This is a genomic window from bacterium, assembly GCA_016703265.1.
GTDB lineage: Bacteria > Krumholzibacteriota > Krumholzibacteriia > LZORAL124-64-63 > LZORAL124-64-63 > CAINDZ01.
This window is the reverse complement of sequence record JADJCK010000009.1, coordinates 236,693-261,973: the sequence shown is the minus strand read 5'-3', so window position 1 is coordinate 261,973 and position 25,281 is coordinate 236,693. Positions and strand designations below refer to the sequence as shown.

The 25,281-nt window shown below is 65.5% G+C and carries 19 protein-coding genes, 1 tRNA gene and 1 pseudogene; 17 read left to right on the top strand and 4 right to left on the bottom strand.

All coding sequences use genetic code 11. The features are described 5' to 3' along the window. Positions 1–165: 165 nt before the first annotated feature. The 6 genes from IPG61_16960 to IPG61_16935 all read left to right on the top strand — a co-directional run bounded on the left by IPG61_16960 (position 166) and on the right by IPG61_16935 (position 5,844). Positions 166–408, top strand: a complete 243-nt coding sequence (locus IPG61_16960) for an AbrB/MazE/SpoVT family DNA-binding domain-containing protein (protein MBK6735729.1) — start codon at positions 166–168, stop codon at positions 406–408. After that, the gene (mazF, locus tag IPG61_16955) at positions 402–770 is read left to right on the top strand and encodes an endoribonuclease MazF (GenBank protein ID MBK6735728.1); all 369 of its coding nucleotides are present in this window, start codon (positions 402–404) and stop codon (positions 768–770) included. The genes IPG61_16960 and mazF overlap by 7 nt, the downstream gene beginning before the upstream one ends. Positions 771–798: 28 nt before the next feature. Then, positions 799–2,991 (top strand): hypothetical protein, encoded by a 2,193-nt coding sequence (locus tag IPG61_16950; GenBank protein ID MBK6735727.1) that lies wholly within the window; start codon positions 799–801, stop codon positions 2,989–2,991. Positions 2,992–3,050: 59 nt separating this feature from the next. Next, positions 3,051–3,329, top strand: coding sequence for a type II toxin-antitoxin system Phd/YefM family antitoxin (locus IPG61_16945; protein ID MBK6735726.1), 279 nt, complete (start codon positions 3,051–3,053; stop codon positions 3,327–3,329). A 207-nt stretch (positions 3,330–3,536) separates the two neighbouring features. After that, positions 3,537–3,611, top strand: a tRNA-Asn gene (locus IPG61_16940). 493 nt (positions 3,612–4,104) lie between these two features. Continuing rightward, on the top strand, positions 4,105–5,844 hold the full coding sequence (locus IPG61_16935; GenBank protein ID MBK6735725.1) for a hypothetical protein: 1,740 nt from the start codon (positions 4,105–4,107) through the stop codon (positions 5,842–5,844). 93 nt (positions 5,845–5,937) lie between these two features. On the opposite strand, the pseudogene IPG61_16930 reads toward IPG61_16935, so the two are convergent. Beyond that, positions 5,938–6,414: pseudogene (locus IPG61_16930) on the bottom strand (transposase family protein). A gap of 650 nt (positions 6,415–7,064) precedes the next feature. Between IPG61_16930 and IPG61_16925 the strand changes: the two are divergent. The 7 genes from IPG61_16925 (at position 7,065) to IPG61_16895 (ending at position 17,102) form a co-directional block, all read left to right on the top strand. Further along, the gene (locus IPG61_16925) at positions 7,065–8,315 is read left to right on the top strand and encodes an ATP-binding protein (GenBank protein ID MBK6735724.1); all 1,251 of its coding nucleotides are present in this window, start codon (positions 7,065–7,067) and stop codon (positions 8,313–8,315) included. A 256-nt stretch (positions 8,316–8,571) separates the two neighbouring features. Beyond that, on the top strand, positions 8,572–9,618 hold the full coding sequence (locus IPG61_16920) for a Fic family protein (protein MBK6735723.1): 1,047 nt from the start codon (positions 8,572–8,574) through the stop codon (positions 9,616–9,618). 666 nt (positions 9,619–10,284) lie between these two features. Then, complete coding sequence (locus tag IPG61_16915) at positions 10,285–12,639, top strand: hypothetical protein (GenBank protein MBK6735722.1); 2,355 nt, start codon at positions 10,285–10,287, stop codon at positions 12,637–12,639. Positions 12,640–12,901: 262 nt separating this feature from the next. Then, positions 12,902–13,438, top strand: coding sequence for a hypothetical protein (locus IPG61_16910; GenBank protein MBK6735721.1), 537 nt, complete (start codon positions 12,902–12,904; stop codon positions 13,436–13,438). 755 nt (positions 13,439–14,193) lie between these two features. Further along, positions 14,194–15,162 (top strand): hypothetical protein, encoded by a 969-nt coding sequence (locus IPG61_16905; GenBank protein MBK6735720.1) that lies wholly within the window; start codon positions 14,194–14,196, stop codon positions 15,160–15,162. Between the two features lie 350 nt (positions 15,163–15,512). After that, positions 15,513–15,800 carry a hypothetical protein gene (locus IPG61_16900; protein MBK6735719.1) on the top strand — a complete coding sequence of 96 codons (288 nt, stop codon included), beginning with the start codon at positions 15,513–15,515 and terminating at the stop codon, positions 15,798–15,800. Between the two features lie 435 nt (positions 15,801–16,235). Continuing rightward, positions 16,236–17,102 carry a hypothetical protein gene (locus IPG61_16895; protein ID MBK6735718.1) on the top strand — a complete coding sequence of 289 codons (867 nt, stop codon included), beginning with the start codon at positions 16,236–16,238 and terminating at the stop codon, positions 17,100–17,102. Between the two features lie 477 nt (positions 17,103–17,579). On the opposite strand, the gene IPG61_16890 is transcribed toward IPG61_16895, so the two are convergent. The 3 genes from IPG61_16890 to IPG61_16880 form a co-directional block, all read right to left on the bottom strand. Beyond that, complete coding sequence (locus IPG61_16890; protein MBK6735717.1) at positions 17,580–18,017, bottom strand: phosphate ABC transporter substrate-binding protein; 438 nt, start codon at positions 18,015–18,017, stop codon at positions 17,580–17,582. A gap of 81 nt (positions 18,018–18,098) precedes the next feature. Continuing rightward, positions 18,099–19,322, bottom strand: coding sequence for a hypothetical protein (locus tag IPG61_16885; protein MBK6735716.1), 1,224 nt, complete (start codon positions 19,320–19,322; stop codon positions 18,099–18,101). A 195-nt stretch (positions 19,323–19,517) separates the two neighbouring features. Continuing rightward, positions 19,518–19,754, bottom strand: a complete 237-nt coding sequence (locus IPG61_16880) for a hypothetical protein (GenBank protein MBK6735715.1) — start codon at positions 19,752–19,754, stop codon at positions 19,518–19,520. Between the two features lie 102 nt (positions 19,755–19,856). Between IPG61_16880 and IPG61_16875 the strand changes: the two genes are divergently transcribed. From IPG61_16875 to IPG61_16860, 4 genes are all read left to right on the top strand, one after another. Continuing rightward, a complete protein-coding gene (locus IPG61_16875; protein MBK6735714.1) occupies positions 19,857–20,366 on the top strand; it encodes a beta-lactamase family protein in 510 nt (169 codons plus the stop codon). 343 nt (positions 20,367–20,709) lie between these two features. After that, positions 20,710–23,559: a proprotein convertase P-domain-containing protein gene (locus IPG61_16870; protein ID MBK6735713.1), complete on the top strand. Its 2,850-nt coding sequence runs from the start codon at positions 20,710–20,712 to the stop codon at positions 23,557–23,559. Between the two features lie 245 nt (positions 23,560–23,804). Next, positions 23,805–24,434, top strand: coding sequence for a CDGSH iron-sulfur domain-containing protein (locus IPG61_16865; protein ID MBK6735712.1), 630 nt, complete (start codon positions 23,805–23,807; stop codon positions 24,432–24,434). 211 nt (positions 24,435–24,645) lie between these two features. After that, entirely contained in the window at positions 24,646–25,209 is a 564-nt protein-coding gene (locus IPG61_16860; protein ID MBK6735711.1) for a hypothetical protein, read from the top strand. Positions 25,210–25,281 lie beyond the last annotated feature (72 nt).

Sequence of the window (25,281 nt, the reverse complement as noted above, 5' to 3'; positions counted from 1 at the left end):
GGCCCGACCGGCATCGACGCGGCCAGGGGCTGTCCACCGGGCGCCGGTCCGGCTTCCGCGTGGCGGGGGCCAGGCCGGCCCCGGGGTCGTCGGTTCCGCGGAGATTGGCGGGTTGCAGGCGCGGGGCATCCGGAGTATACTCTTTGTATATCCAAGGGGGCCTCCGTGCGTACCAAGGTTCAGAAGTGGGGCAACAGCCTGGGGTTGCGAATCCCCAAGGCCTTTGCCGAAGACATCCGGGTTGCCGACGGCACGCCGGTGGAGATGACGATGGTCGACGGCCAGCTGATCGTCCGCGTTGCCGAGGATCGCGAATGGTCCCTGGACGGACTGCTGGCCGGGGTCAGGCCGGACAACCTGCACGCGGAGGTCGACACGGGTGGGCCGGTCGGCGGTGAGTCGTGGTAGAGCCCCGGCGTCGATCGGGGTACGTTCCGGCCCGGGGGGACATCGTCTGGCTTCAGTTCGACCCGCAAGCCGGCCATGAGCAGGCCGGGCGCCGCCCGGCGCTCGTCGTTTCTCCCTCCGCCTACAACGGCCGCGTCGGCCTCGCCTTGTTCTGCCCTCTGACGACCAGCATCAAGGGCTATCCGTTCGAGGTGGCTGTGCAGGTGAACGGCAAGGTGGACGGGGCAATCCTGGCGGACCAGGTCGAGTGCCTGGATTGGCGGGCCCGGCGGGCGCGCAAGTTCGGCGAGATTCCGGATGAGATCCTGGCCGAGGTGCTGGGCAAGATCGCGACGCTGGTCACCTGGCGCGACGAGCGCTGAGCGGAACCTGCAGCAGATGGATGGTGGCATGATGAAGATGTGTCGGTTCCGGCGTGGGCTCGGCTTTGCATCACTCCTGACGTTGATGGTGTGTGCGGCTGCAGCAGTGGGCAGGGCGGCGCCGTCGGATGTCCCAGGCGATCAAGCGCCGACCGCCGAAGCCTGGAGCGACACGCTGCACGTGGCGGCGCCGCGGGTGACGCTCGACGAGATCATCGCCGACATCGGGCGGCACCAGCGCGCGAACCGCGACAGCCTGCGCAGCGTGGCCTTCACGGTGGTGGTGACGACCGCGCGCAGTCCCGATGGCGTGGAGGCGGGTGCCGCCGACAGCGCCGGCACCTGGGAGCTGGAGGAGACGGCGCTGCGCTACCAGCAGGACCGCGGCCGCCCCGACCGGGTGGCGCGCCTGTGGGAGCGCAAGCAGTCGTTCGTGCGCGGGGTGCCGCAGCCGGCGACCGAGACGGCGCAGGCGAAACCGGCCTGGCAGCCGCGTCCGGTGGACATGGTCGAGGACCTGCCGTTCGCCGAGGGCGGCGCCAGGCTCTACCGCTACGAACTGCTGGCCAGCAAGCTGGTGGGCAACAGCCTGGTGCACGTGGTGGCATTTGCACCGCGCGACCGCTTCGCGGCCCTGCCGTCGGGCACCATCTGGGTGGATATCGCCGACTGGGCGATCCGCCGCGTCGAGGCGCGATTCGAGGGCGCGGTGCCGTATCCCTGGATCATCCGCAGCGTGCCGTACTACCGGCTCAGCCAGGCTCCGTGCGGGAACGTGTGGTTTCCGGTGCTGGAGTCGGCGCGCGTGGATATGCGCGACCTGCCGCTGGTGGACTCGGGCGGCACCTACCAGATGCGCGTGGAGCTGCGCGACATCGTCATCAACGGTGAACCGTGCGACGGCGGCGGCCTGAATGCCGACACCGACGAGGGCTCGGCGCTGTTCTGGTCCGCCATCGACGAACTGTGGCAGGCGGAACTGCCCACGCCGCTGCAGCAACCCCTCTCACTTGCGCCGGCGCAACTCGATTCGCTGTCGCGCGCGGGCGCCGCCATGCTGGCGGCCATGCCCGAGCTGCCGCCCTACGGCCTGCGTTTCTATCCGCTGCTGCCGGCGTACAATCGCGCGCAGGGATTCGTGCCGCGCGCGGGCGCCGTGTATGGGCGCAGCACGGGCGGCGCGCTGCGGCTCGAGGCGCAGATCGGCGCGGGGCTCGACGACCGGCGTGTGCTCTGGGGCTTGTCGCCGTCGCTGCGCGTGGGCGAGTCGTTGTCGCTGCGCGCGGGCGCCGAGCGCGCGACGGCGTCGTTCGCCGGTGACGGGCGCGCCGGCTGGCGTTCGTGGTCGGCGCTGCTGTGGGGCGCGGACCCGAACCACTACTACGACCGCACGTCGTGGAACGTCGGTGCGCGCTGGCAGCGCGAGGGTGGAGCACCGTGGCTCGACGCGGGCTGGACGCAGGCGCGCGAGCTGCCGCTTGCCGTGCATCAACGGTGGAATGTGCTGGGCCGCACGTTGTCGCCGGAAGGCATGCGCGAGGCCGATGCGGTGGATATCGGGACGGCGCATATCACGGCGGGTGTGCGGTGGGGGGCGCTGACGCTTCGGGGTGGCGTGGCGGCGCACAGTGTGAAGATGCGGATCCCGGGTGCGGGTGATGATGAGCTGCACTTCGGTTCATGGCACTGGTCGGCGCGCTGGCAGCGGCCCGACGCGCTGGGCAACCGCTGGTCGTTGCGGGCCGGTGGGCGCGGGGTTGAAGGGCCGGCGCCGGTGCAACATCGGGTGTGGCTGGGGGACTGGCAGCCGGGGGAGAGCAGTGGCGAGCTGGCGGCGGCGGGGGCGTTGAGCGGTTGGCCGGCGGGGACGTTGCTGGGGGATCGCGGGTTGTGGGGGTCGCTGGTGGTGGATTTGAATGTGGATCCGTGGCGGGCGTTGCGGGTGCCCGGGTTGGGGGAGATGGGGTTGCGGCCGTTGGTGTTTGTGGAATGGGGTGGGGCGTGGGGTGAGGCCGTGCATGGTCTTGAATTCGGTGCACCTGGCGCTGGTTTTGTGGCGCCAGTGACGGGTTGGCGGGCGGACGCGGGCTTTGGGTTCAGCCGGCGGCTGGACCTGCCGCTGGTGGGGGTGGGGAGCCGGTTCGAGGTTCGGGCGGCGCGGGCGGTGGGTGAAGGCGCGGGGGAGCAGGATTGGCGGGTCTTGGTGGGGATTGGGAAGTAGGCGTGGCGTTGTGGGATCGTTGGACGTATCGTTGGATGTACCATAGGAGGTACATCACCATGAAGATCCCGGAAATCATTCCCGTCTCGGACCTACGACAGGACGCGGCGGCCATTCTCAGGCGACTGCAGGGGTCGGACGATCCCCTCGTCGTCACGCAGAGGGGACGCGCCATCGCGGTGATCCAAAGCGTGGACGCCTACGAAAGGGCGGAAAACGAGCGCCGATTGCTGCGACTTCTGGCTGCGGGCGAACAGGAGCTGGCGGCGGGCCAGGGGGTCAGCCTGGGGGCGGTGCTTAAAGAGGCGGACGCATTGCTTGATGGTGGTGACGGTTGAAGGTTCGGCTCTCGCTCGACGGCGCGTGTCGATCGCGCGAATGAAGGCCGAAGTGCGCAGAGCATGCAGGGCTCATCATTCGGGTGGACGAAAACCGGTCGTTCTTGACGCTGCCAAACCGGCGATCTATATTGGCTGGCGCTTCAGGCAGGCCCGCCCGTGCCGAAAGACATGGGCGTGATCGTTTGCAGCGGCCAAAGATTCGGTTCCTCGGTAGCTCAATGGTAGAGCATGCGGCTGTTAACCGCAGGGTTGTAGGTTCGAGCCCTACCCGAGGAGCCAATCTTCTCCGGCCTCGAAATCGGAGCGCGAGAAGTTTACAGCGGCCTCGATCCTCCTTGGGATTGGGGCCGTTCTTGTTGCTTGCGGCACAAGGGGTTACGGGGGCAGAAATTTGGGGCGCCGGGGCCGCGAAATTGAGAGAAGGCGAGAGAGCGCGGCGGCGTGCTGGCGCGAGTGGCGGGGATCACTACGCACCAATCGATGGCATTGTCGCACGCAGAATGTGGCATAATCCAGCAGGACAGGGTATGAATCGCGGGGCATCCAACGGAAACATCGGGCAAAACCGTTGTGCGCGCTCTGCAATGAAAAGCCCAGTTCATGAATTTGCCGGCACGCTTTATCGAGACTGCTCAGGGAATGGTGGGTTGAATTTCCTATTCCCTTCGCAGCAGCGTCGTGCCACGAGCGGCGAGGTTCTTCTAGCCGGTTGGTGACCCTCAGGGGTAAGCTTCCGTCGCCAACCACGGGATGTACACGTCAGGAGATGTCCATGATCCGGACCGCAGAGCCTCGCTCTCTGTTCGCTGCCACCTTCACGCTCGCCATCGTGATGTGGATCGCTCTGCCTGGCTGCGGGGGCAAGGGAAGTTCGTCCACTGCGCCCACCGTGAACATCCCTGCGGCCCCCGTCAATGCGCAGGTCCTCGCAGGCGAGCAATCGAATGTCGTGAGCTGGAACGCCGTCACCGGAGCGACATCCTACAACCTGTACTTCAAACCGGGTGCCGGCGCGACGACGGCCGATAGCAAGATCCCCGGAGTCGTCTCGCCCTACACACACGGTTCGCTCACCAACGGCACGCTTTATTCCTACGTCATCACGGCGGTGAACTCAGCGGGTGAGAGTGCTGCATCCGCAGAGGCTGCGGGCGCACCAGCCGCGGGCCCCATCCATGTGTCGGCGAGCACCGGCGACGACGCAAACGACGGCAGTCGTACGGCACCTGTCAAGACCTACGGGCGCGCCGCCGCCATCGCCCAGAGCGTGGGCAGCAGGTCGATCCTGATCGAAGCGGCCGACTACGCGGAAGCCCCCGTCCTGGCCGAGCGGGTCAGCGTGCACGGCGGATACGATCTTCCCGGTTGGAGCGTGGGTCTGAGTCGCACCCGCTTCACGCTCGCTCTGGGCTTACATGCCATGGCCACCGACATCGACTCGCTCACCGAGCTCAGCAATATCGAGTTCTGGTTCGGAAGCGGATCCGGCAGTGGCCCCGCGCCGGATCCTGGGAATTCGAATCCCATGTACATCCTGGATTGCACCGAGAGCCTGAAGTTCACCAATTGCGTGTTCACTGCCGGGACCGGCGCTGCTGGCGCACATGGTTTCGCAGGAGGCCAGGGCTACAACGAGGCGACGGGTGCGACTGGAGGGGCCGGCAGCTGTGACGGGGCGAGCGGTGGAGGCGGAGCCGGTGCATGGCTGGGCTTCGGCTGCCGAGGAGGAGACGGCGGCCAGGGCGGATCCCAGACGGGCAATGGTAGCGGCGCCGCGGGAACCGATAGCGACTGTGCCGGCCCCAATACAGGAGTCGGGGGAGCGGGTGGCGCGGCGGGTGATCCCGGCCAGCCAGGCACCAATGGCCTTGACGGGGCTGCGGGGACATTCGGAGTGAACGGCGGCCCTGCCTCGGCGTCCGGAGCGATCGTCGCTTCCTTCTGGAGCCCTCTGAGGTCGACCAATGGAACCTCGGGACAGTTTGGCTCCGGTGGTGGTGGTGGTGGCGGCGGCGGCGGCCAGCAGTGCGCGCTCTGCAATAACGGCGGTGGCAACGGTGGCGGCGGCGGCGGCTCGGGCGGGGTGCCCGGTGGGTTCGGAGACGGCGGGCAAGGCGGGTTTGGTGCGTTCGCCGTGTTCCTGGTGAACTCGTCACCCGTGTTCGACCGTTGCACATTCGCGGGAGGCGTAGGGGGCAGGGGCGGAGATGGGGGCGATGGAGGAGTAGGCGGCCCGGGCGGCGCAGGCGGCCCAGGCGGGGCAGCCTGCCCGAGCGAGCTCGGAGCCGGGGGCCGTGGCGGGCGGGGTGGAGCGGGGGGCGGAGGTGGCGCCGGGGCGGGCGGGCCGGGCGGACCGAGCTATTGCGTCTACAAGGTCAACTCTGCGCCGAGCATGATCGCACCGACCTATATCACTGGGGCCGCAGGCACCGGTGGCAACGGCGGGCTGAACCCATCATCCGGAGGAAGCGGCCCGAACGGCAACCCCGGCCTGATTGGCATCGCCAACTAGGGCTTGGATGAACGGGGTTGACCCGTTGAGCCTATACACACCCAGGTGCGTGCGCGATCCATGGTAGTACTCGAGGTAGCCGCGAAGGATGCGGCGCGCGTGCGCCTCGTTGAACACGATCACGTGGTTCAGGCACTCGCGCTTGAGCGTGCCGACGACGCGCTCGCAATACCCGTTCTGCCACGGGCAGCGCACGGCGGTGACGACTTGCTCGATCCCCAACTCGTCCAACGCCTGCGTGACGGCCGCGCCATAGATCTTGTCGTGATCGCGCAGCAGGAACCGCGGCGCTGCATCGAACATGAACGCCTGCCTGAGCTGCAGCGCCGTCCACTCCGCCGTCGGATGCGTCGTGACGTTGATGTGCACGATGCGCCGCCGATCCAGCGACAGCACCACGAAGACGTAGAGCGTGCGGAACGTCACCGTCGGCACGGTCAGGAAGTCGATGGCCGCCGTCTCGTGCAGGTGGTTCCGCAGGAACGTCTTCCAGTTCTGCGTCGGCCGCCCGCGCCGCTTGAGCATGTAGCGGGCGACGGTGGACTCGTGCAGGAAGTACCCGAGCTTCATCAACTCGCCGTGGATGCGCGGCGCGCCCCACAGCGGATTCTCGCGCGAGAGCCGGCGGATCAGCAGGATGGCCTCCCACGGAATGCGCGGCCGCCCCGGCTGCTGCGGCGGCTTGCTCTTCCATCGCCACCACATCCGCCACGACTTGCGATGCCACTTGATCACCGTCTCGGGTTGGACCAGGCGCAGCGGTCGGCGCCATCCATCCCACAGGTGGCGGAGCGCGACCCAGAACGCGCGGTCGCGATTCCGGAACGGCGGCTTCGGGTTGGTGCGTTGCAGGACCAGGTTCTCGAGGATCAGGTCTTGGCGGGGGCGCAGGAGGTCGCGCAGGGTGTGGAACAGGAGGGTCAGCATGGGAGGTGTATCGGTCGCCCGGGAATGCGGTTGAGATCTAACTGGTTGTTTAGTATTTAGTTGACACTCGACGCGGCTGATTTGCCGTGGTGCTGCAGATTGGCCGAAGGACTCTGGGAGTCGCCAATTGGACGAACCAATGCTGGCAATCGGACGATTCCCGACCGGCAGGGCGACCGGCAGAGCAAATTGCGATCAGCCAATACATAAGGTTGCAATTGGCGCCACATAAACCTACAATCGGCCAGACGGCAACCCTTCATTTGGACGCATTCCAATCCGGAGCCGGGACCATGACCCCATCGACCTACATTCCGAGATTCATCCAGGAGCGGGTCGAGGAAGCCCTGACCGATACTCCGGTCGTTCTCATCCACGGCCCGCGCCAGAGCGGCAAGACGACGCTGGCCCGCCACGTGGGACAGGAGAAGGGATTCGCCTACTACAGTTTCGACGACGTCGGCGTCCGTTCGGCCGCGCAGGATGACCCGGCCGGATTCGTCGCCGGGCTTCCCGAGCGGGTCATCCTGGACGAAGTCCAGAGGGTTCCGGAGCTCTTCTCGACGATCAAGCTCGCCGTCGATCGCGACCGCAGGCCCGGGCGCTTCATCCTGACCGGCTCGGCAAACATCCTGATGATCCCCAGGGTGTCCGACTCCCTTGCCGGACGGATGGAGATCATCAGTCTGCATCCGTTGTCCCGCTGCGAGATTCTGGGTCGGAAGTCAGGGTTCATCGACGATCTCTTCGCCGGCGTGGGCTTGATGCACCAGGCCAATCGCCTCGGTAATGGGATTGCGGAGATCGTCGCTGCCGGAGGCTACCCGGCCGCGCTGTCCCGCACGAACGAGCGCAGGCGGACCGATTGGTACAGCGAATATGTCGAGACCATCGCCAAGAGGGACATCAAGGACCTCGCGCGCATCCGGGAGATCGAGGTCCTGCCCCAGATCATGGCGCTGGCCGCGGCCCAGGCCGCTCAACTGTTCAATCTGGCCGAGCTCGCCAGCCCATTCCGTCTGAGCAGGCCGACGATAGGCGACTACGTGACGCTGCTTGAGCAGGTCTTCCTGATCCAGCGGTTGCCCTCGTGGCACAGCAACCGGCTCAGCCGACTGATCAAGGCGCCGAAGCTCCACGTGGGGGACACGGGTGTCGCCTGCGCTGTCTTGAACCATTCAGCCGCGGCGCTTTGCGAAGACCGGCCCTTGCTCGGTCACCTGCTCGAGACCTGGGTGGTCCAGGAACTCCGGCGGCAGGCAAGCTGGAGCGCGGAGCGGATCCAGTTGCATCATTTCCGGACCAAGGAGGGCGCCGAAGTCGATGCTGTCCTCGAACGCGCTGGACGACAGATCGCGGGAGTCGAAGTCAAGCTATCTGGAACCGTCGTGGCGAAGGATTTCCGGGGCTTGAAGATGTTGCGGGAAGCCGTCGGCAGCCGCTTCACGGCCGGTGTCGTGCTGTACGATGGAGAGGTCTCCATTCCGTTTGGGGAGGGGCTTTTCGCCGTGCCGCTCAGTCAGCTCTGGAGCGAGAAGACGTGACCGCGGGGTTCGAGGATGGGGGCGTTCGGGGAGTCAATCATCTCCGGCCTGGAAATCGGAGCGCGAGAAGTTTACAGCGGCCTCGATCCTTGTTGTGGAGCAATCAGTTAACGCCAAAAAGATAGGATCACGTTCTTGTTTATTGGATATTTTGGCCAATAATGATCCAAATAAATCGACAAATGGACCAAAATTCAATAGAATGATCCCAAAACGGCGATGTGATCCCATTCCAGACCCCCACGAAGGAGCCCCAGTGCACTCCCTGACGCCTGCCTACCTGGAGGGACTGCGGTTTTCTGCTTTGCAGCTTGAGACCCTGAACCGCATCGGCGAGTACCAGGGCAAGCAGGTTCTCTATGCAGACCGCATGCCCGAGGTGCTCAGAACGATGCGCAGGATCGCCCAGATCGAGTCGGCCGAGTCGTCCAACCGGATCGAGGGAATCCGGGCGCCGCGCAAACGCATCCAGGGCATCGTGATCGAACACACCACGCCGGACAATCGGTCGGAACAGGAGATCGCCGGCTACCGCGACGTTCTGGCTCTGATCCACGAGTCGGCCACCGACATGGAAGTGACCGCAAACGTCATCCGCCAACTTCATGCGGTCATGTATCGATACCTGCCGCAGCCGGGGGGCACTTGGAAGATGGCGGACAACGAGATCGTCGAACGCGATTCCACCGGTGCGCTGCGCGTGAGATTCAAGCCTGTGCCGGCCGTGGCCACGCCCCAGGCCATGGACGATCTGGCCTCTGGTTTGCGCCGCGCGTTGTACGCGGAAGAGCGCCCCAGTCTGGTCGTGGCACCTCTGGTCGTTCTGGACTTCCTGTGCATCCATCCCTTCGCCGATGGCAACGGCCGGCTGTCGCGGCTGCTGACCCTGCTTCTGCTCTACAGGGCAGGTCACCAGGTGGGCAGATATATCAGTCTTGAGCGTGTCACTGAGGAATCGAAAGAGACGTACCCCGAGGCGCTCGACCGAAGTTCGCGGGGATGGCATGAGGGCCGCCACGATCCGCATCCCTGGCTGGACTACTTCTGGGGCGTCATGCTGAGGGCCTACGGCGAGTTCACCGAGCGCGTCGGCGAACTGAACCGCGGAGCCGGCGGCAAGGCCGCCTTCGTTCGCGATGCGGTCGCGCGCATGGTCGGTCCATTCACATTGGCGGACCTCAAGACAGAATGCCCGGGCGTCAGTCTGCCGACGATCAAGCGGGAACTGGGTGCCATGCGGGACGAAGGTCTGGTGCTGCTGGACGGCCGGGGACGAGGGGCCCGGTGGCGTCGCGTGTCGTGATGGCCGAGGCGAAGCCCTCCTGCGCGCCGCGTGGGATGTAGCTTCGGAACGGGTTCGCAGCGCGGCCCACTCGGGGAGCCAATCCTTATCCGCCCAGAAATCGCGCTCAGAGAAGTTGACGGAGGCTGAGTCTCAGAATCGCCCCATCGGCTCATTTTGGCTAGCAGCACGGCACCGTGCACTCGGTGGCCCTGTTCAACGACCGCGAGACGGGCCGCTTCTGCATGTCCAGACTACTGATTGCCGACAGCTATGATCTTCTTATGCAATGCGCACAGTTGCAAAGACTCCGAAACGGCAAGCCACTTCAGCACCGTAGATGGTACGCTGGGTGGTACAGCGCGAGGATGGCTGGTGCAGTCTCTGTTGGTTCGCGAAGAGGTCCGTTTGGGGAATCACCGATAGCCATGTGCGACCTCAGTGAGCAGGTGATTCATTGCGGGCCACGGCCAAGGGGGGGCGGGAGCAATGGCAAGGCATCGGTCCATGTGCGCGTCCACGGTACGTCATGCAGGGCCTCTCGGCAGCGCTCCTCTGGCGTCGCCCTGCGGTCTCCCGCTGCCGGCAGTGGCCGCGTTGGTGATGATGGCGGCGTTTCTTTGGCTGCCTGGGGTGTCGCGGGCGCAGTGCATAGACTATGCGGGTTACGCGCACTGGGTGGGCAGCGTGTCAGCGGGGTGCGCAGCCGAGCATGTGGCGGTCTCGGGTTCCTACGCCTTCGTGCCGGCCGAATTCCAGTGCGAATATGATTATGCGCTGCAAGTCATTGACATCTCGAATCCCGCGAGCCCGCAGGTCGTCGGCAGCGCCGGCACGTCGGGTTATTCGTTGTGCGTGGGGGTCTCGGGGTCCTATGCCTGCGTCCCGTGCGTCGGCGGGAACGGTACCATTCGCCTGGACGTGATCGACATCTCGAATCCCGCCAGTCCGCGGGTCGCCGGGCGCGTGGACATGCCCGGCCTCGGCCGCGACGTGGCGATCTCCGGATCCTATGCCTGCATCGCAGCCGATTCAAACGGAGTCACGATCGTCGACATCTCGAATCCCGCGAACCCGCAGGTCGTCGGCAGTGTGGACACGCCTGGCCTTGCCTTTGCCGTGGCGGTCGCCAACGGCTATGCGTACGTCGCGGACCCCGACACCGGCCTGCAGGTGGTCGACATCGCGAACCCCGCGAGCCCACAAGTCATCGGCAGCGTCGCAACGTCGGGCCTGGCCGTTGACGTGGCGGTCTCGGGGACCTATGCGTACGTCGGGTGCGGCGGCTCGTTCGGCGCCATGCCCTGCCTGGACGTGATTGACATCTCGAATCCCGCGAGTCCGCACGTCGTCGGCAGTGTGGAAACGCCGGGTTATGTGCGCAGCGTGGTGGTCTCGGGAGACCATGCGTACGTCGTAGACATCGACAGCGGCCTCCTGATGATCGACGTCGCGAATCCCGAGAGTCCGCGGATCGTCGGCAGCATCGGCATGCCGGGTTCGGTTGCGGACGTGGCGGTCTCCGGGGACTATGCCTGCGTCACGGGCCCATCAATCGACCTGCAGGTGGTCGACATCACGAACCCCGCGAGTCCGCCGATCATCGGCAGTGTCGCCACGCCGGAATGGGCCCTTGGGGTGGCGATCTCGGGCGCCCACGCCTATGTCGTGGACGGTGCAGCCGGCCTCCAGGTGGTGGACATCGCGAATCCCCTGCACCCGCAGGTCGTCGGCAGCGTGGTCACGCCGGACTGGGTCAGAGAGGTGGCGATCTCGGGCGCCCACGCCTATGTCGCGTGCGGTGCCGCCGGCCTGCTGGTGATCGACGTCACGAATCCATCGAGCCCGCAGGTGGTCGGCAGCGTGGACACGCCGGGCGATGCTGGCGCCGTGGCTGTCTCGGGGCATCATGCGTATGTGGCCGACCATAAGGGGGGACTGAGGGTGATCGACATCACGAATCCTGCGCATCCGCAGAGCGTCGTCGTCGTCGGAATGTCTGACCCTGTCTATGAAGTGGCGGTCTCCGGTTCATATGCCTACGTCTGGGCCGGGTGGTGCTTTCACGTGGTCGACATCACGGATCCCGCGCACCCGCGGATCGTTGGCAGCGAGATTGTACCCTTCGGCGCCGGTAATGTCGTGATCGCCGGAACCTGGGCCTATTCCACGTCCTGGGAACGAGGTGTCAGGGTGATCGACGTCTCGAATCCCGCGCAGCCGCAGCAGGTGGACGGCATCTCCATGTACTATGGTCAGGTGCGGGGGGTGTCGGTTGCGGGTTCCCACCTCTATGTCACGGTCGGGAGAACCGGCATCCAGGTCTTCGATATCACGAATCCCGCGAGTCCACGGTTCGTCGGCAGCGTCAACACGCCGGGTGAAGCGGTGGGCGTGGAGGTCTCGGGTGGCTATGCCTATGTCGCGGATTCCTTCTCCGGCCTCCAGATACTGCCGGCCCAGTGCGAAGCGCCCCTGGCCGTTTATCTCTCGCGGTTCCATGCCGTGCGACGAAGCGGGAGTGCCTCTGTGCACTGGGAACTCGCGTACCCGCGCGACGACTCCGGCTTCAGTGTGTGGCGCGAGGCGCCGGGTTCCGAGCGCATCCGCGTAAGCCAGACCCTGCTCGGCGGCCGCCAGGAATACGACTTCGTGGACCCGACGCCGCCCGCCACGGCCGCGGATTACTGGCTGCAGGAGGTCGCGGCCGACGGCCGGGAGAACTGGTACGGCCCAGCTTACCTGGAAGCTGCTCCCATTCCGACGGCACTGCGCCTCGGGCAGAATCAACCCAACCCGTTCAACCCGCGGACGACGTTCAGCTTCAGCGTGCCGAAGTCGGGCCGGGTGCTGCTGGGCATCTACGATGTCCGCGGCGCGCAGATTGCGACGATCTTCGACGCCGACATGCCCGCGGGCGAGCAGACGGCGGAGTGGGGTGGTCTGAATGATCAGGGCGTGGCCGTGCCTTCCGGCGTGTATTTCGCTCGGTTGGAGACGGTGGCAGGCGTGCGGACGGTGAAGGTCATGCTGGCGAGATAGGTGGCGAATGGCAGCCCGGGGAGCCACTGCAAACGGGGCTCGAAACGTGACTTCCGCCCCCACGAGTTGACTCCGATCCTGGCCCGGGTCGGAGTTCTCGTTTGTCCGCACCCGTGCGCCAGCTGTGGCGACGCTGAACGCTGTGGCGGTGGACACGTCCATGGCATTGCCACGCTTGCCCCCGAACGAATCCAGATTTGCTATATTTAATCCGATCATTACCGGAGATTCCCGACGTTCCGATCCGCTTGAGGTGTGGCCCATGAGAGCCCGATTCCTGCTGCTGCTGACATCCTTGTTCATGGCGGAGATTGCTGCCGGGGCGACGATTATCGTCCGCAAAGACGGGACCGGTGACTACTCGGTGCTCCACACAGCAGTCAATGCGGCCGCAGATGGCGACACGATCCTGATCGGCCCGGGGGAGTTCACGGAGACGAGGTCGGTGCAGATCCCTGGTTGGCCAACCGATGTCCTGACGCACGGAGACGTGCTGGTGCGGCGTTTGACGATTATCGGCGCAGGCGAGGGGGTCACGGTCATTGGGCCGGTCAGCCTACCGTCGGACCCGCTTGGCCATCACGGCTTGTCGATGATGCGCATGGACCATGAGCTGTACATTTCTGATTTGACGATTAGGTGCTTTTCGGGTTTGTACTTCGAGGGTTCATTCACGGTGCAGCGGTGCGAATTGCGTAACAGCCCTCATCTGGGCCACGTTGACAGGTACGTCAAACCTGATTCGAGACTGCCGCTTCTCGGGCCAGGACACAGGCGGGATTATCACTTGGCCCTCTGATTCTGGTCTGGAGGTTGAGGATTGTCAGTTCAATGGCGCCTATGCTTTAGTGTGTAATTCGGACGTGTCATTTCGCCGATGCCGATTCGATGGTGGTACATTTGCTGTCAGGGTAGCCGATGGGGAACGATGTCAGATATTGGATTGCGACATCACAAATGTGTCTTGGGGGGTCAGCACCGTTTTGAGCTGGCCGCCTTCTCAATGCGAGATCCACAGTTCGCGAATCGCGGGAGTCTATGCCGCCATATTGATCGATGACCGCACATCCGCGACTGTCGAGAACTCCGTCCTCACCGGCGGGAGTAATTCGGTAGTGTGCGCGCGCGAAGCTGATGCCATTTCCATTCACGGGTGCGACTTCGTGAAAGGTGCGGGTCCAGTATTCCGCTGCGAACGGCCGGCCGCTCTGGGACCAGTCACCTACGATGTAACCAACAACTATTGGGGCACAACAGACGAATCTCAGATACGGGAGTGGATCATCGACAGCAACGATGACGCCGGCATCTTCGCGACAGTTCAGTACAGCCCGTTTTCCGGCCAGTCCGTCCCGACCGAGACCACAAGCTGGGGCGACGTAAAGGTGCTGTTTAGATAGGAGATTCCAGTTTTTCTCTCTGGCATTCACGCTGCGTGCCTCGACCAGAGAGCCAATCCTCTCCGCCCTGGAAATCGGAGCGCGAGAAATCTGCAGGGGCTGAGGCAGCGCAACGCGGAGGACGGCGATGCATCCCCGACTCGAACCGTGGCTCGTGTCCCTGGTGTTCGCGCTCGCCCTGTTCAGCTCTGCAGTGTCAAGTGAGTCCGCCGGAGCCGCTGCTGCCGCGGAACGCTCCCCGTTCGAGGGTCTGTTCACCCGCGCCGCGTGCGACGGACCGGCCGGCCCGTTCAGCACCGAGATCATCTCGCTCGCCGACGGCACCTGCCGCTTCGTGCAGATCCGCGGCGACGACCGTTCCGAGATCCTTGTTTCCGGCGGCCGGGTCCACCAGACAACCGACACATCCGCCCGGCTCGCTGCGGCGCCGGCCTTCCTGGAGCAGTTCGTGCGGGGACACGAGGTCCATCGCCTGCTGTGCGATGCACCGGAGCGCACCGAGCGCGGCGAGCCGCTCGAACTGTCGCTGCACGAGGAACTCGGCGGCGGCACGGTGCGGATCGAGTTCAGCGACTGGCGACCGGTGCACGGCATCGACCTGCCGTTCCAGGTCGATTTCATCCACGGTCAGCAACATTTCACGCACCGTTTCACGGCGATACTGCCCTTCCGCATCGCGCCCGGTTCGTCGCTGCCGCCGGATCCCATCGCTCGCTTCGATCGGCTCGGCGATCTCGCGGAGATCGCTGCCCTGCACCAGCGCGTCCTCGACGCGCATCTGGAAGGCGACGTGCAGGGCATCCTGGGCGACGAATCGGCGATGGGGACGACTTCGGGCCGGGGCCGACTCGAGACCAAGTCGCGCGATGCTCTTGCCCAACGCTTGGGTGCCTACCTGGAGACAACGCACTTCGAGCGGTACGAGGACACTGTCATTCCGATCATCGCGGTATCCGCCGACGGCAGCCTGGGCTGGCTCGGCTGCGAGATCGAGGCCGCGGGTTCGCAACAGGATGCGAGCGGAGCGGTGAGTCCGCTCGCCTATGGATTCAGCTGGGTGGAGCTGGTCGCGCGCCAGGACGGCCGGTGGAAGCGCATCGGCAATGCTTCCAGCGCGCGCTGACCCTATGCAAGGCCTGACCCTATGCAGAACCCCATTGACCTCTTGCAAAACCCCACCCGTCACGCATTCATCACGGGCACAACGCCTCGATCGCGCCACTCGTTTGCGGATCTCCGGAATTTGAGCCGACAAGATCTGCATCGATAACCGAGAACTGGCCAATACCGCGACCGTTGTCCCTACGACCTCTTACCAACGCAATGAATAGGCAGACGCCGGCCCAACTCGATGCCGCCGTCTCGTGCAGGTGGTTCCGAAGGAACGTCTTCCAGTTCTGTGTCGGCCGTCCCGGCTGCTGCAGCGGCCTGCTCTTCCATCGCCTCCACATCCGCCATGACTTGCGGTGCCACTTGATCACCGTCTCGGTTTGTGCCAGGCGCACCACGTTTCTGCGGGAAATCGCAGGCGAGGGGCGGACGTATCTCAGCCTCGATGACCCGCGCTTGGTGGAACTGGCGCGCAGTGACCCGCCCCAGTTCATGCAGCGGTATCCCGGACCGGTCATCATCGACGAGATCCAGTACGCTCCCGGTTTGCTGCCCTACATCAAGATGGCCGTGGACGTCGAATGCAGGCCCGGGCGCTTCCGCTGCCTGAACTCTACCGTCGCATCTGGCGCGGCGCGTACCCGGCCCTGACACGCGACCCCGGCCTGGACCGCGACCTCTACTTCAGTTCGTATGTTCAAACTTGCCTGCAACGGGACATCCGCGACTTGGCCCGCGTCGGCGATGAGACAGCGTTCCTGCGCTTCGTGCGGGCCTGCGCTGCACGCACCGCCCAACTCCTGACTTGTGCCGCCGAGAATGTGTCCGGCCTAGTTGATGCCCGGGCCGGACATGAACACCAACGCCAGATCTTTCGAACCACCCCACTGTCCCAACCCCAACTGCCCATTCCACAGTGGCTTGCGCCAAGGATGGCGCTTCAAACGCATTGGCTACCACTGGAGTCAGTGCCAGCGAAAGCGTATCCCCAGGTTCCTCTGCCAGTGCTGCCGCCGGTCATTCAGCTCCCAGACTTTCGCGACTACCTACTGGCTCAAGAGGCCGGATGTCCTTGGGCAGATCATCATGAAGACCGTCGGCTGCATGGCCAATCGCCAGATCGCGCGTGACCTGCGGGTCGCGCCTTCCACCATCGATCGCCAGCTGGCGCGGCTCGGCCGGCACTGCATGCTGTACCACACACAGCAGATGCAGGACGCAAAGCCGGCTTCCATCGTCGCCATCGACGGCTTCGTGTCGTTCGAGCACTCCCAGTTCTGGCCGTTCCACCACCATCCGGCCATCGAGCCCGGATCCGATCTCATCGTCTACTTCACCGACAGCGAGGTGCGCCGCTCCGGCACCATGACCGACGCCCAGAAGCGCAAGCGCGAGCGCCTCGAGCAGCAATACGGTCGGCCTGATCCCAAGGCGGTGCTGAAGGATGTGACGCACCTGCTCGAGGTTGTCGCCGGTGGTCAACGGCGGCTGACAGTGTTGAGCGACGAGCACCAGGCATATCCCCGGGCGATCCGGCAGTTGCCGTGCGAAGTGACGCACCTGGTGACATCGAGCAAGGAGCGGCGGGATGCGCGCAACCGGCTGTTCCCGGTGAATCTGGCGGATATGCTGCTGCGGCACAGCAGCGCCAATCACAAGCGGGAGACGATTGCGTGGTCGAAGCGGCGACAGGCGAGCGCCGAACGGTTCGCGGTGTTCCTGGTGTGGCGCAACTACATGAAGGGCCGAAAGGAGAAGGTGCGGGGAAGTCCGACGCCGGCCCAGATGCGGGGGATGCGGACGGATCGGCTGGAGATTGCGGAGCTGCTGGAGAGTCGGCTATTCGCGAGTCGGATCACCCTGCCGGGGCGGTGGCTGGAGTACTACGGGCGGCGGGTGCGGACACGGGTGTTGGAGAGGCAGCGGGTGCATGATCTGAAGTACGCGTTCTAGTGGCCGGAAAGAGAGCCGGCCGCGCCATTGCCTGACGCGGCCGGACACAATTTCAGCGGCACAACCCAACTCCTGAACGTGGCCGACCTCGCCCGGGCGCGACGGCGTGCGGCACTTCGGCACCCTGGCGCGGCTGGACCGACCGATCGGACCGGGATGCGTGATTTGCCTGTCCGAGTCGGCGTTGCCGCTGGCCGACGGCGTCGTGACGATTCCGGTGGGGGCGGTGTGATTGGGTTCGAGGAGGGGAGCGTTCGAGGAGCCAATCCTTTTTCAGCGGAATTCGACATACCTTCCGGTTAACGACGTGGCCCGGGGCGAGAGCTCTCGGGCTTTTTGGTTATTCCCAAGTCTGGCCACGGATTGCGCAGTTCTGGCGCAAGGTGGCGGATTCTCTGGTTTGGGAGCGAGCGTTTGGGTGACGCTGGGAACATCCGACGGGAGCTTGTCGCCGGGTTGGCGGGAGGCCGGGCTTCCTCATTTGACCGCGATGACCCGGACGCCATCGACGTCGGCGTCCGTCGATACGAACCCGATCGCTCCGGGGGTCCTGGTGACGTAGTCGATCAATTCGGCCTCAGTCCTGTACTCCGCTGGCGGCGTGCCGGTCCCGGTGTAGACGGCCTTCTTCCAATAGAGGCCGAAGTGGCTCGGTGCCTTCTTGATGTAGCGCTTCAGGAACTCATCGAGCGCGGGACCATCGGTCAGCATGGCGGTCCTGGCCGGGCTTCCGTCGCTCCACGAGGTGGTCTTGCCCAGGAAAAGGCTCTTTAGGTCGGCGCCGCTGACCTCAGCGACCGAGACGGCCGGGTGCGCGACGACGATGACACCGGCCGCGCCGTCGGGATCCACCGCGCCGGCCGCGCCGGGGAGCGCGACCAGAAGCGCCGTGACGGTCGCGGCCAGCCCCATCATCCGGAGCGCCGGGAGGGCGCTCCGTGGCAGTGGACTGCGGTACATATCACTCCTCCCGGTCGTCCTGACGTTGAACGTCGACTAGAAGTTGAGCGTCGACTTGGCGGCGAACATGGTCCACGACTCCGTGGCGATACCGCCGGGATTGTGGGCCGGGACCAGATCCCCCGTGCCGTTGATAAGGTGCCCCTCGAGCTTGAAGGTCCAGGCCGCCGTAACGTCAAAACGGGCCGTGAACGCGGCGTCCTTCTGCCAGGCCGCATGGGCGGGACTGACGTCCGCACCGTCGCGAACGTCCCAGTCGGGATGGTGCACCGAATAGTAGGCGCCGACCTCGACCACGCGGCCCAGGCGGTAGGCGCCCTGCACATAGTAGCCGCCGCGGTTGTCCTCCATCTTCGCGGCAACCGGCAGGAAGCCGCCGCTGCCGTCGGGAAACGGCAGGTTTGTCAGAGCTACGTCGACGTCCATGCGGATGTATTCGGCAGCCAGGCTGAGCGCGTCGCACAGGTAATCGGCAGACAACACGGTGATGCTGTTGGCCTTGACGTTCATGCCGATGGTCCACGGCACGGGCAGCCCGAGCGCAAACGTCCCGGCGCCGTCGGCCTCCAGTGCGTAGAAGGTGCCGCCGATGCGCAGGCCCTCGAGCGGGGTGTTCCAGATGACCTGTCCGCCGTAGGCGACCTTATTCTCGATCGTATAGTCCAGCATCGGCGCACCCGGGGCCAGCGCGGCCATGTCCGGACCCAGAAACTGCGACGAACCCATCTCGACGGCTCCCACGCACAACTCGTAGTCCACGCCGCCGGTCCCGCCAAACGGCAGGTTCCCGTAGACTGCCGCGCCCTGGACGGCCGTGCTCACCGAGCGGTAGCTCTCCGAGTAGACGCTCTGCGGCAGCAGGACGGCAGTGCGCACGGCGTCGACGTCTCGGGTCTTGTTGTAGAATCCCAAGGGCGTCTTGAGCTTCCCGGCCCGGAAGCCGAGCTCGTCCTTCCAGCGGTAGTCGCCGAAGCCCCAGTCCACGATCACCTCGCCGTTGCCCTGCGGCCCGAGGTCCCGGCCGAGCAGTTGCAGGCCGATGCGCGTCTTGTCGTCGATCTGGCTGGTGAAGTTCACCAGCACTTCGTTGAACGAGAAGGTCCCCTGTTCCGTGTCGGGGGTCAGGTAGTTGTAGTCACTCGAGTTGAGGTAACCCTGGCTGACCATGCCGTGCACGGTGACGGGAGCCGCGCCCGCAGCGGCGGCCGTTACGGACATCGCCAGCGCAATGAGTCCGGTGAATCTCCGGCGTGGCAGCATCGAGTTCGCCTCCGAAAGACAGAGCCGTCCCGGCACACGCAAGTGCCGGAGATTGCACGTCGAGGTCTTCCCGGTCGCACGGACGCCGGGGTATCACTCCACGGCAGGATATCGCCCCTTTGGGATGGACCTTTAGGGCCGGAAGGGTCGCCGCAACGCTCGCCGATCGCCCAAGTCGCAGCCCGGTCGTACCGACTATGAAGCCCGCCCACCATCACCCGCCGCCTGCCCCGCCGTCTGTTCCATCTCCGACCAGTCGTCGGTCGCCGGCGTCTGGTCGAACCTGAACTCCAGCTGCGGCGGCGACCGCGCCGGCAGCACCACAGGTGCTTGTGCAGGCTGGACGAACACTTCCGCCTGGAAGGGTCGCGAGAAGTTCTGCGAATCCGTGGCCGAAATGCAGAGCGACCTGGATGCCTTGACGTTGCTCAAGTAGCGCCTGGAGATGCTGACTGCCCCTACCGTATCCCGGTCGCATGCGCCATAGTGGCATCACCTGTCCCGGTCCGCGATTGCCAACGAAATGGGTTCGCCATGCGCCCAGTTTCCGCCGGTCGCCTTCGTCGCGCTGCCCACGTAGCCCGTCGCCGTCCATGGCCACGGTGGCGCCTTGCCCGCCTGATCCTGCAGCTGCAGGAGCGGGGACTGATCTCGGTCCAGGACCCGATCGCGAAGCACCTGCCGGCATGGCCCAGGGCGACCGCCGAGAGCGTCACCATTCACCAGCTGCTCTCCCATACTGCCGGCATTCCCAGCTACACCGACGACGCGGTCCTGATGGCGCACCGGACGGTCGAAATCTCACTGGACGAGCTGTGCGCGACGTTCCAGGACAAGCCCCTGGAGTTCGAACCGGGAACGGGCTGGAGCTACAGCAACTCCGGGTACGTGATCCTCGGCCGCATCATCGAGGCCGTCTCGGGCGAGACGTACGAGCAGTACCTTCGCGCGCACATCCTCGACCCGGCCGGCATGAGCGACACCGGTCGCGATCGACCCGGCCGTGTTCGCCCGTTGCGTGGGCGACTACGAACTGGCCCCTGATTTCGTCATCAGTGTCCGGGCACGTGACGGGCCTGATCCTGCACCAGGTCGGGCGTGAGATGCCGGCCAGGAAGACCCGCTAGGGCGAAGTCCTTCTTCAGCGGAGGAAAGAGTGCAAGGGTCCAGAATGTCCAGAAATCAACCAAATATGCTAAATTGATCCCAAATTCATGGCCTCGTCGGATTTGTTGATGATTTGCATTTTCTGATTGCGCCTGACGGTGCCGATGACGGACAATCTCCGATTCCATGCGGTCTGAACGACGCCGGCCCTGGCGGCAGGTTGTCTCATCACCACCCACTGGCCACGAGCCGGCAACCGGCGATTACACAGGAGCTAAACATGAAGTCTCGCCTACGAATGATCTGGACCCTGTTGGCGGTGAGCATGCTCACGGCTTCCCTCGCCGGGGCTGCCGGTCCCGTCAAGGTCGTCATGGACACTTACCACCAGGATCATCGGGTCACGCCGAAGCTCCAGTTCGAGCCCCAGTGGAGCGCACCGGCCGGACTGCGGTCGGCCGATGTGGCGCCGCTGTACGTCGAAGCGATGGGCGATCGGTATGGGCTGCCCGCGGCATCCGAGGACCTGGAACTGGTCCGCGTGCGCGAAAGTCTGCTGGGATTCCACCATGTCTACCAGCAGAAGATCGCCGGCATCCCCGTCGATCACGCCGAGTTCATCGTCTCGGTGTCCAAGAAGGACGGCCGGGTCTACCAGGTCTTCAACAACATCTATCCGGTCAAGAACGCGCCGGCGCAGACCAAGGCCTCCGTCGGCGTCGACGAAGCCTACGGCATCGCCTGGGACTACCTGCGTGCCCAGAGTGAACTCAGCGGCGCGCCCATGTCGCGCCTCGTCTATACGCCCGAGGGTGAAGGCTTCCGGCTGAACTACGTGATCGACCTGGCGCTGTCGGCGCCGGACGGCGCCTGGAACGTGCGCGTCGATGCCGCGACCGGCGCTGTCGTCTCGGTCGAGGATACGCGCCTGATTCGCAAGATCACCGAAGAGACCCTGACGGCCGAGGAGCGTCTGGCCGCCGTTTCCGGGCCGGCCTGGGACCGGGTCGCGATGTTCGATCGCTTTGCCGCCCAGAAGAGCGCCAATGACGACATCATCGCCGCCGGCACTCTCGCACTGGGCACGGGCGTTGTCTTCGATCCCGATCCGCGCACCACGCTGAACAACAACGCGCTGGCCGATGCTTCGGCTGCGAGCGCCTTCACCGCGGCCTACTTCACCCGCAGCCTGCAGGACATCACCCTGAGCGGCGGGTTGTACCGGGTGACGGGGCCCTTCGTGAACATCATCAACTTCGAGGCGCCGACGACGGCGCCGAGCACGACCGTTGACGGCAACTGGACCGCCGTGCGCGGCAACAACGCCTTCAACGACGCCATGACCTACTTCCACCTGGACCAGAACCAGCGCTACATGCAGTCGCTGGGCTTCACGGGCCCCACGGGCATCCAGGAAGGTCCCATCCAGACCGATACCGACGGCCTGAGCGGCGCCGACAACTCGTACTTCCTCCCCGCGTCGAACCGCCTGGCCTTCGGCCACGGCTGCGTCGACGACAACGAGGACGCCGACGTGATCCTTCACGAGTACGGCCATGCGATCCAGCACGACATCACGGCCAACTGGACCGGCGGCGACACCGGCGCCATGGGCGAAGGCTTTGGCGACTACTGGGCGGCTTCCTACAGCTATGTCCAGCCCAACGGCAATACCTTCTTCCCCGACTGGATCTACACCTGGGACGGCCACGGCACCAGCGATGCGTGCTGGCCCGGCCGGATCCTCAATGCCACCGGCGCCCAGTACGTGTCGACCACCACGTACTCCGCCCACGCTTCCATCCCCGGCGGCTACCAGTCGGATGAACTGTGGTCCACGCCGCTGTTCCAGAGCCTGCGCACGCTCATGAGCCAGGGCTACACGCGGGAGAGCGTCGACCAGATCATCCTCGAATCCCACTTCGGCATCGGAAGCGGCCTGAAGATGCGGGACATGGCGAACCTGACGATCGCCGCGGCGTCGGCTCTGCAGCCGGGCGGGAATCACGCCGATGTCTTCATCGAGAAATTCCTGGTCCACAACATCATCCAGATTCCGGCGGCCAGCCTGTCGATCGCATCGGTGGCTGTCTCGAATGCCGGGGCGAACGGCGTGGCCGACCCGGGCGAACTGGTGCACGTGACCGTGGAGCTCGCGAACCTGGGTACCCTCGGGGCGACGGCGCTGAGCGCGTCCCTCGGCACCAGCACCGCGCTGGTCCAGGTCCCGCAGGGCGCCTCGGCCTACCCGGACCTGACGCTCGGCGCGACGGGCACGAATCTCGTGGACTTCGAGGTGGCCGTCGGCTCGGACTTCGTCTGCGGTGATCCCATTGCCCTGCAGCTGGTCGTCACCTACGACGGCGGGATCAGCCCCTCGACGACGCTCAATTTCTCGATGGGTACGGGCCTGCCCAACGGCGCGGCCGTTTCGGTGTCGCCGGCCCTGGCCATTCCCGACAACACTCCCGCCGGTGTCACCAGCACGCTGAGCATCGTCGGCAGCGGCGGTACGGTGACCAGCAACTTCAACGTCGATGTCAACATCACGCACACCTGGAGAGGCGACCTGCGGGTCACGCTGCGGTCGCCCGCCGGCACGTCGGTCATCCTGCACAACCTGACCGGCTCCAGCGCCGACAACGTCATCGGCAACTACCCCCTGACGCTGACGCCGGCCCAGAGCCTCGCCACCCTGATCGGTCAGCCCCTTGACGGCATCTGGAGCCTGATCATCTCGGACAACGCCGGCGACGACCTGGGAATCCTGAACAGCTGGGGCATCAACGATGTCACCGGCTACGAGTGCGACACTTTCGTCAGTGCCGTGGATGACGGTGTCCTGCCCTCGCGGTTCGCCGTCGGCCAGAACCATCCGAACCCGTTCAACCCGTCGACCACGATCAGCTTCTCCGTGCCCGAGAATGCGGGCCAGGTGACGCTGGCGATCTTCGACGTGTCCGGTCGTCTAGTGCGTACGCTCGAGAGCGGATCGCTGGGCGCCGGCACCTACACGCGGGAATGGAATGGGCGGGACGACATGGGCCGCGCGGTCGGTTCCGGCACCTATTTCTATCGCCTGGCGGGGAACGAGTTCTCCGAGTCGAGGAAGATGATCCTCATCCAGTGATCGGGTCTTTGGATGATCCAGATCTGTCCGGGGAAGAGGCGGCGTTGCCGCCTCTTCTTTTTGCCGGGTGCGCAGGACAAGGGACGCCGCGCGGGTTGGCGGCCGACCCCGGCAGCTTGTGTGCTGCCGGCAGTGCGTCGCCAGGTTGCGGAGACGGCCGATCGTGCCTTGTATGCTCTGTCATCAGTTCCCCGCCCGGCCAGCATGGCCCCGGCCACGAAGATCCGGCACCCAGGAGACAGCTCATGACCATCAGGATCGCGCTGAAGCCCAATGGCCCGATCATGCTGAGCGCCGAGGGCGAGCCGTTTCCGGTGTTGCATTCGGCCGTCGGGCCCGACATCGCGCCGGAGAAGAACGTCTTCCTCTGCCGCTGCGGGGAATCGAAGAACAAGCCCTTCTGCGACGGCTCCCACGTCCAGGCCGGCTACAAGGATGCGAATCGCTGCACCAACGACGCGCTGCTGAACGCCGAGGCCGCCGGCATCACGGTGCACTTCAACCGTTCGATCTGCGCGGGCGCGGGCGAGTGCGTGCGCAACCTGCCCGACGTCTTCGTCAGCGGAGCCAAGGACTGGATCCGGCCGGACCGGGCTGCCGTGGCCGAGGTGGTCGCCACCGTGCTCCGGTGCCCGTCCGGCGCGCTGACGTGTACCGTGGACGGCAAGACAGTCAAGCGCGACGAGGCCGAGGTGTCCGTGCGCATCGTCAGGAACGGCCCCTACGAGATCACCGGGCCGGTGGCCTTCGAGGCGCCCAAGTGGTGCGCAAACGCCTCACCGACCTCGTTCGCCCTGTGCCGCTGCGGCCGCTCGGGCAACGCGCCGTTCTGCGACTACTCGCACGGGGAGCAGGGCTGGCAGGACGGCCAGTAGTTTACGTCGGCCATCCCTGACAGAAGGAGTTCCCGTGTTCCATCAACGACGTGCGATGTTCCCGCTGGCGGCCGCCCTGGTCCTGGCCGGGGCGCTGACACCCTTCGAAGCCCACGCCTGAGGCGTCGTCGTGCCGGGCGGTCCGCCCGCATCATGCTACGCCGACGAGGCCGCCGGCCGCCGTGTTCAGCTGGTGCTGGGCGTCGGCGCCGTGAACTCCACCGTCGCTTTCAGCGGCGACCGCGACGCGGATCTCGAGCTTTCCTCATTGTCGATCGCGGGGCTTTTCGGAATCAATGACCGGACCCAGGTGCGGGCCGGCTTCGGACCGTTGCTCGACGGAAGGCTCGAGCTGCCTGATGGCACGCGCCATGACTTCGACTCGGGCGGCGTGTTCTTTGCCGGCGTGCTTCATCGCACCGGCCAGGCGGACGGCTGGACGCCGGCCATCGACTTCTCGGGCACCCTGGGCTTCACCTGGGGCAGGACGTCGGGTCCGGACGGCGGGCAGTCCGACTATCGGGCGGCGGATCTGCGGGTCGGCATTCAGGCGAGCTGGCCGGTGGGGCAGGGTGTGTTCCCCTATGCGGCCGCGCGGGTGTTCGGCGGTCCTGTGCGGTGGGAGATCGGCGGCGCATCGGTGACCGGCAGCGACGTCCACCACTACCAGCTCGCCGTGGGATCGGGGTTGGCGCTGGGTCCGGTGGTGGTGTTCGCCGAACTGGCTCCTGCCGGCGAGAAGGGCGCGGCGGCGGGCATCGGGTCGAACTGGTAGTTGCGCCGGCGCAAGTGTCGCGTAGCCATGGGGAAATATTGACACGGCGATATCAATAATGGCAGACTCCAG

Bases quoted from the DNA above. Each gene is read 5' to 3' on its own strand.
- IPG61_16950 (MBK6735727.1), top strand. From the start codon at position 799: ATGATGAAGATGTGTCGGTTCCGGCGTGGGCTCGGCTTTGCATCACTC.
- IPG61_16870 (MBK6735713.1), top strand. From the start codon at position 20,710: ATGAAGTCTCGCCTACGAATGATCTGGACCCTGTTGGCGGTGAGCATG.
- IPG61_16875 (MBK6735714.1), top strand. From the start codon at position 19,857: ATGCGCCCAGTTTCCGCCGGTCGCCTTCGTCGCGCTGCCCACGTAGCC.
- IPG61_16895 (MBK6735718.1), top strand. From the start codon at position 16,236: ATGAAGACCGTCGGCTGCATGGCCAATCGCCAGATCGCGCGTGACCTG.
- IPG61_16935 (MBK6735725.1), top strand. From the start codon at position 4,105: ATGATCCGGACCGCAGAGCCTCGCTCTCTGTTCGCTGCCACCTTCACG.
- IPG61_16910 (MBK6735721.1), top strand. From the start codon at position 12,902: ATGAGAGCCCGATTCCTGCTGCTGCTGACATCCTTGTTCATGGCGGAG.
- IPG61_16890 (MBK6735717.1), bottom strand. From the start codon at position 18,017: ATGATGGGGCTGGCCGCGACCGTCACGGCGCTTCTGGTCGCGCTCCCC.
- IPG61_16885 (MBK6735716.1), bottom strand. From the start codon at position 19,322: ATGCTGCCACGCCGGAGATTCACCGGACTCATTGCGCTGGCGATGTCC.
- IPG61_16945 (MBK6735726.1), top strand. From the start codon at position 3,051: ATGAAGATCCCGGAAATCATTCCCGTCTCGGACCTACGACAGGACGCG.
- IPG61_16925 (MBK6735724.1), top strand. From the start codon at position 7,065: ATGACCCCATCGACCTACATTCCGAGATTCATCCAGGAGCGGGTCGAG.
- IPG61_16865 (MBK6735712.1), top strand. From the start codon at position 23,805: ATGACCATCAGGATCGCGCTGAAGCCCAATGGCCCGATCATGCTGAGC.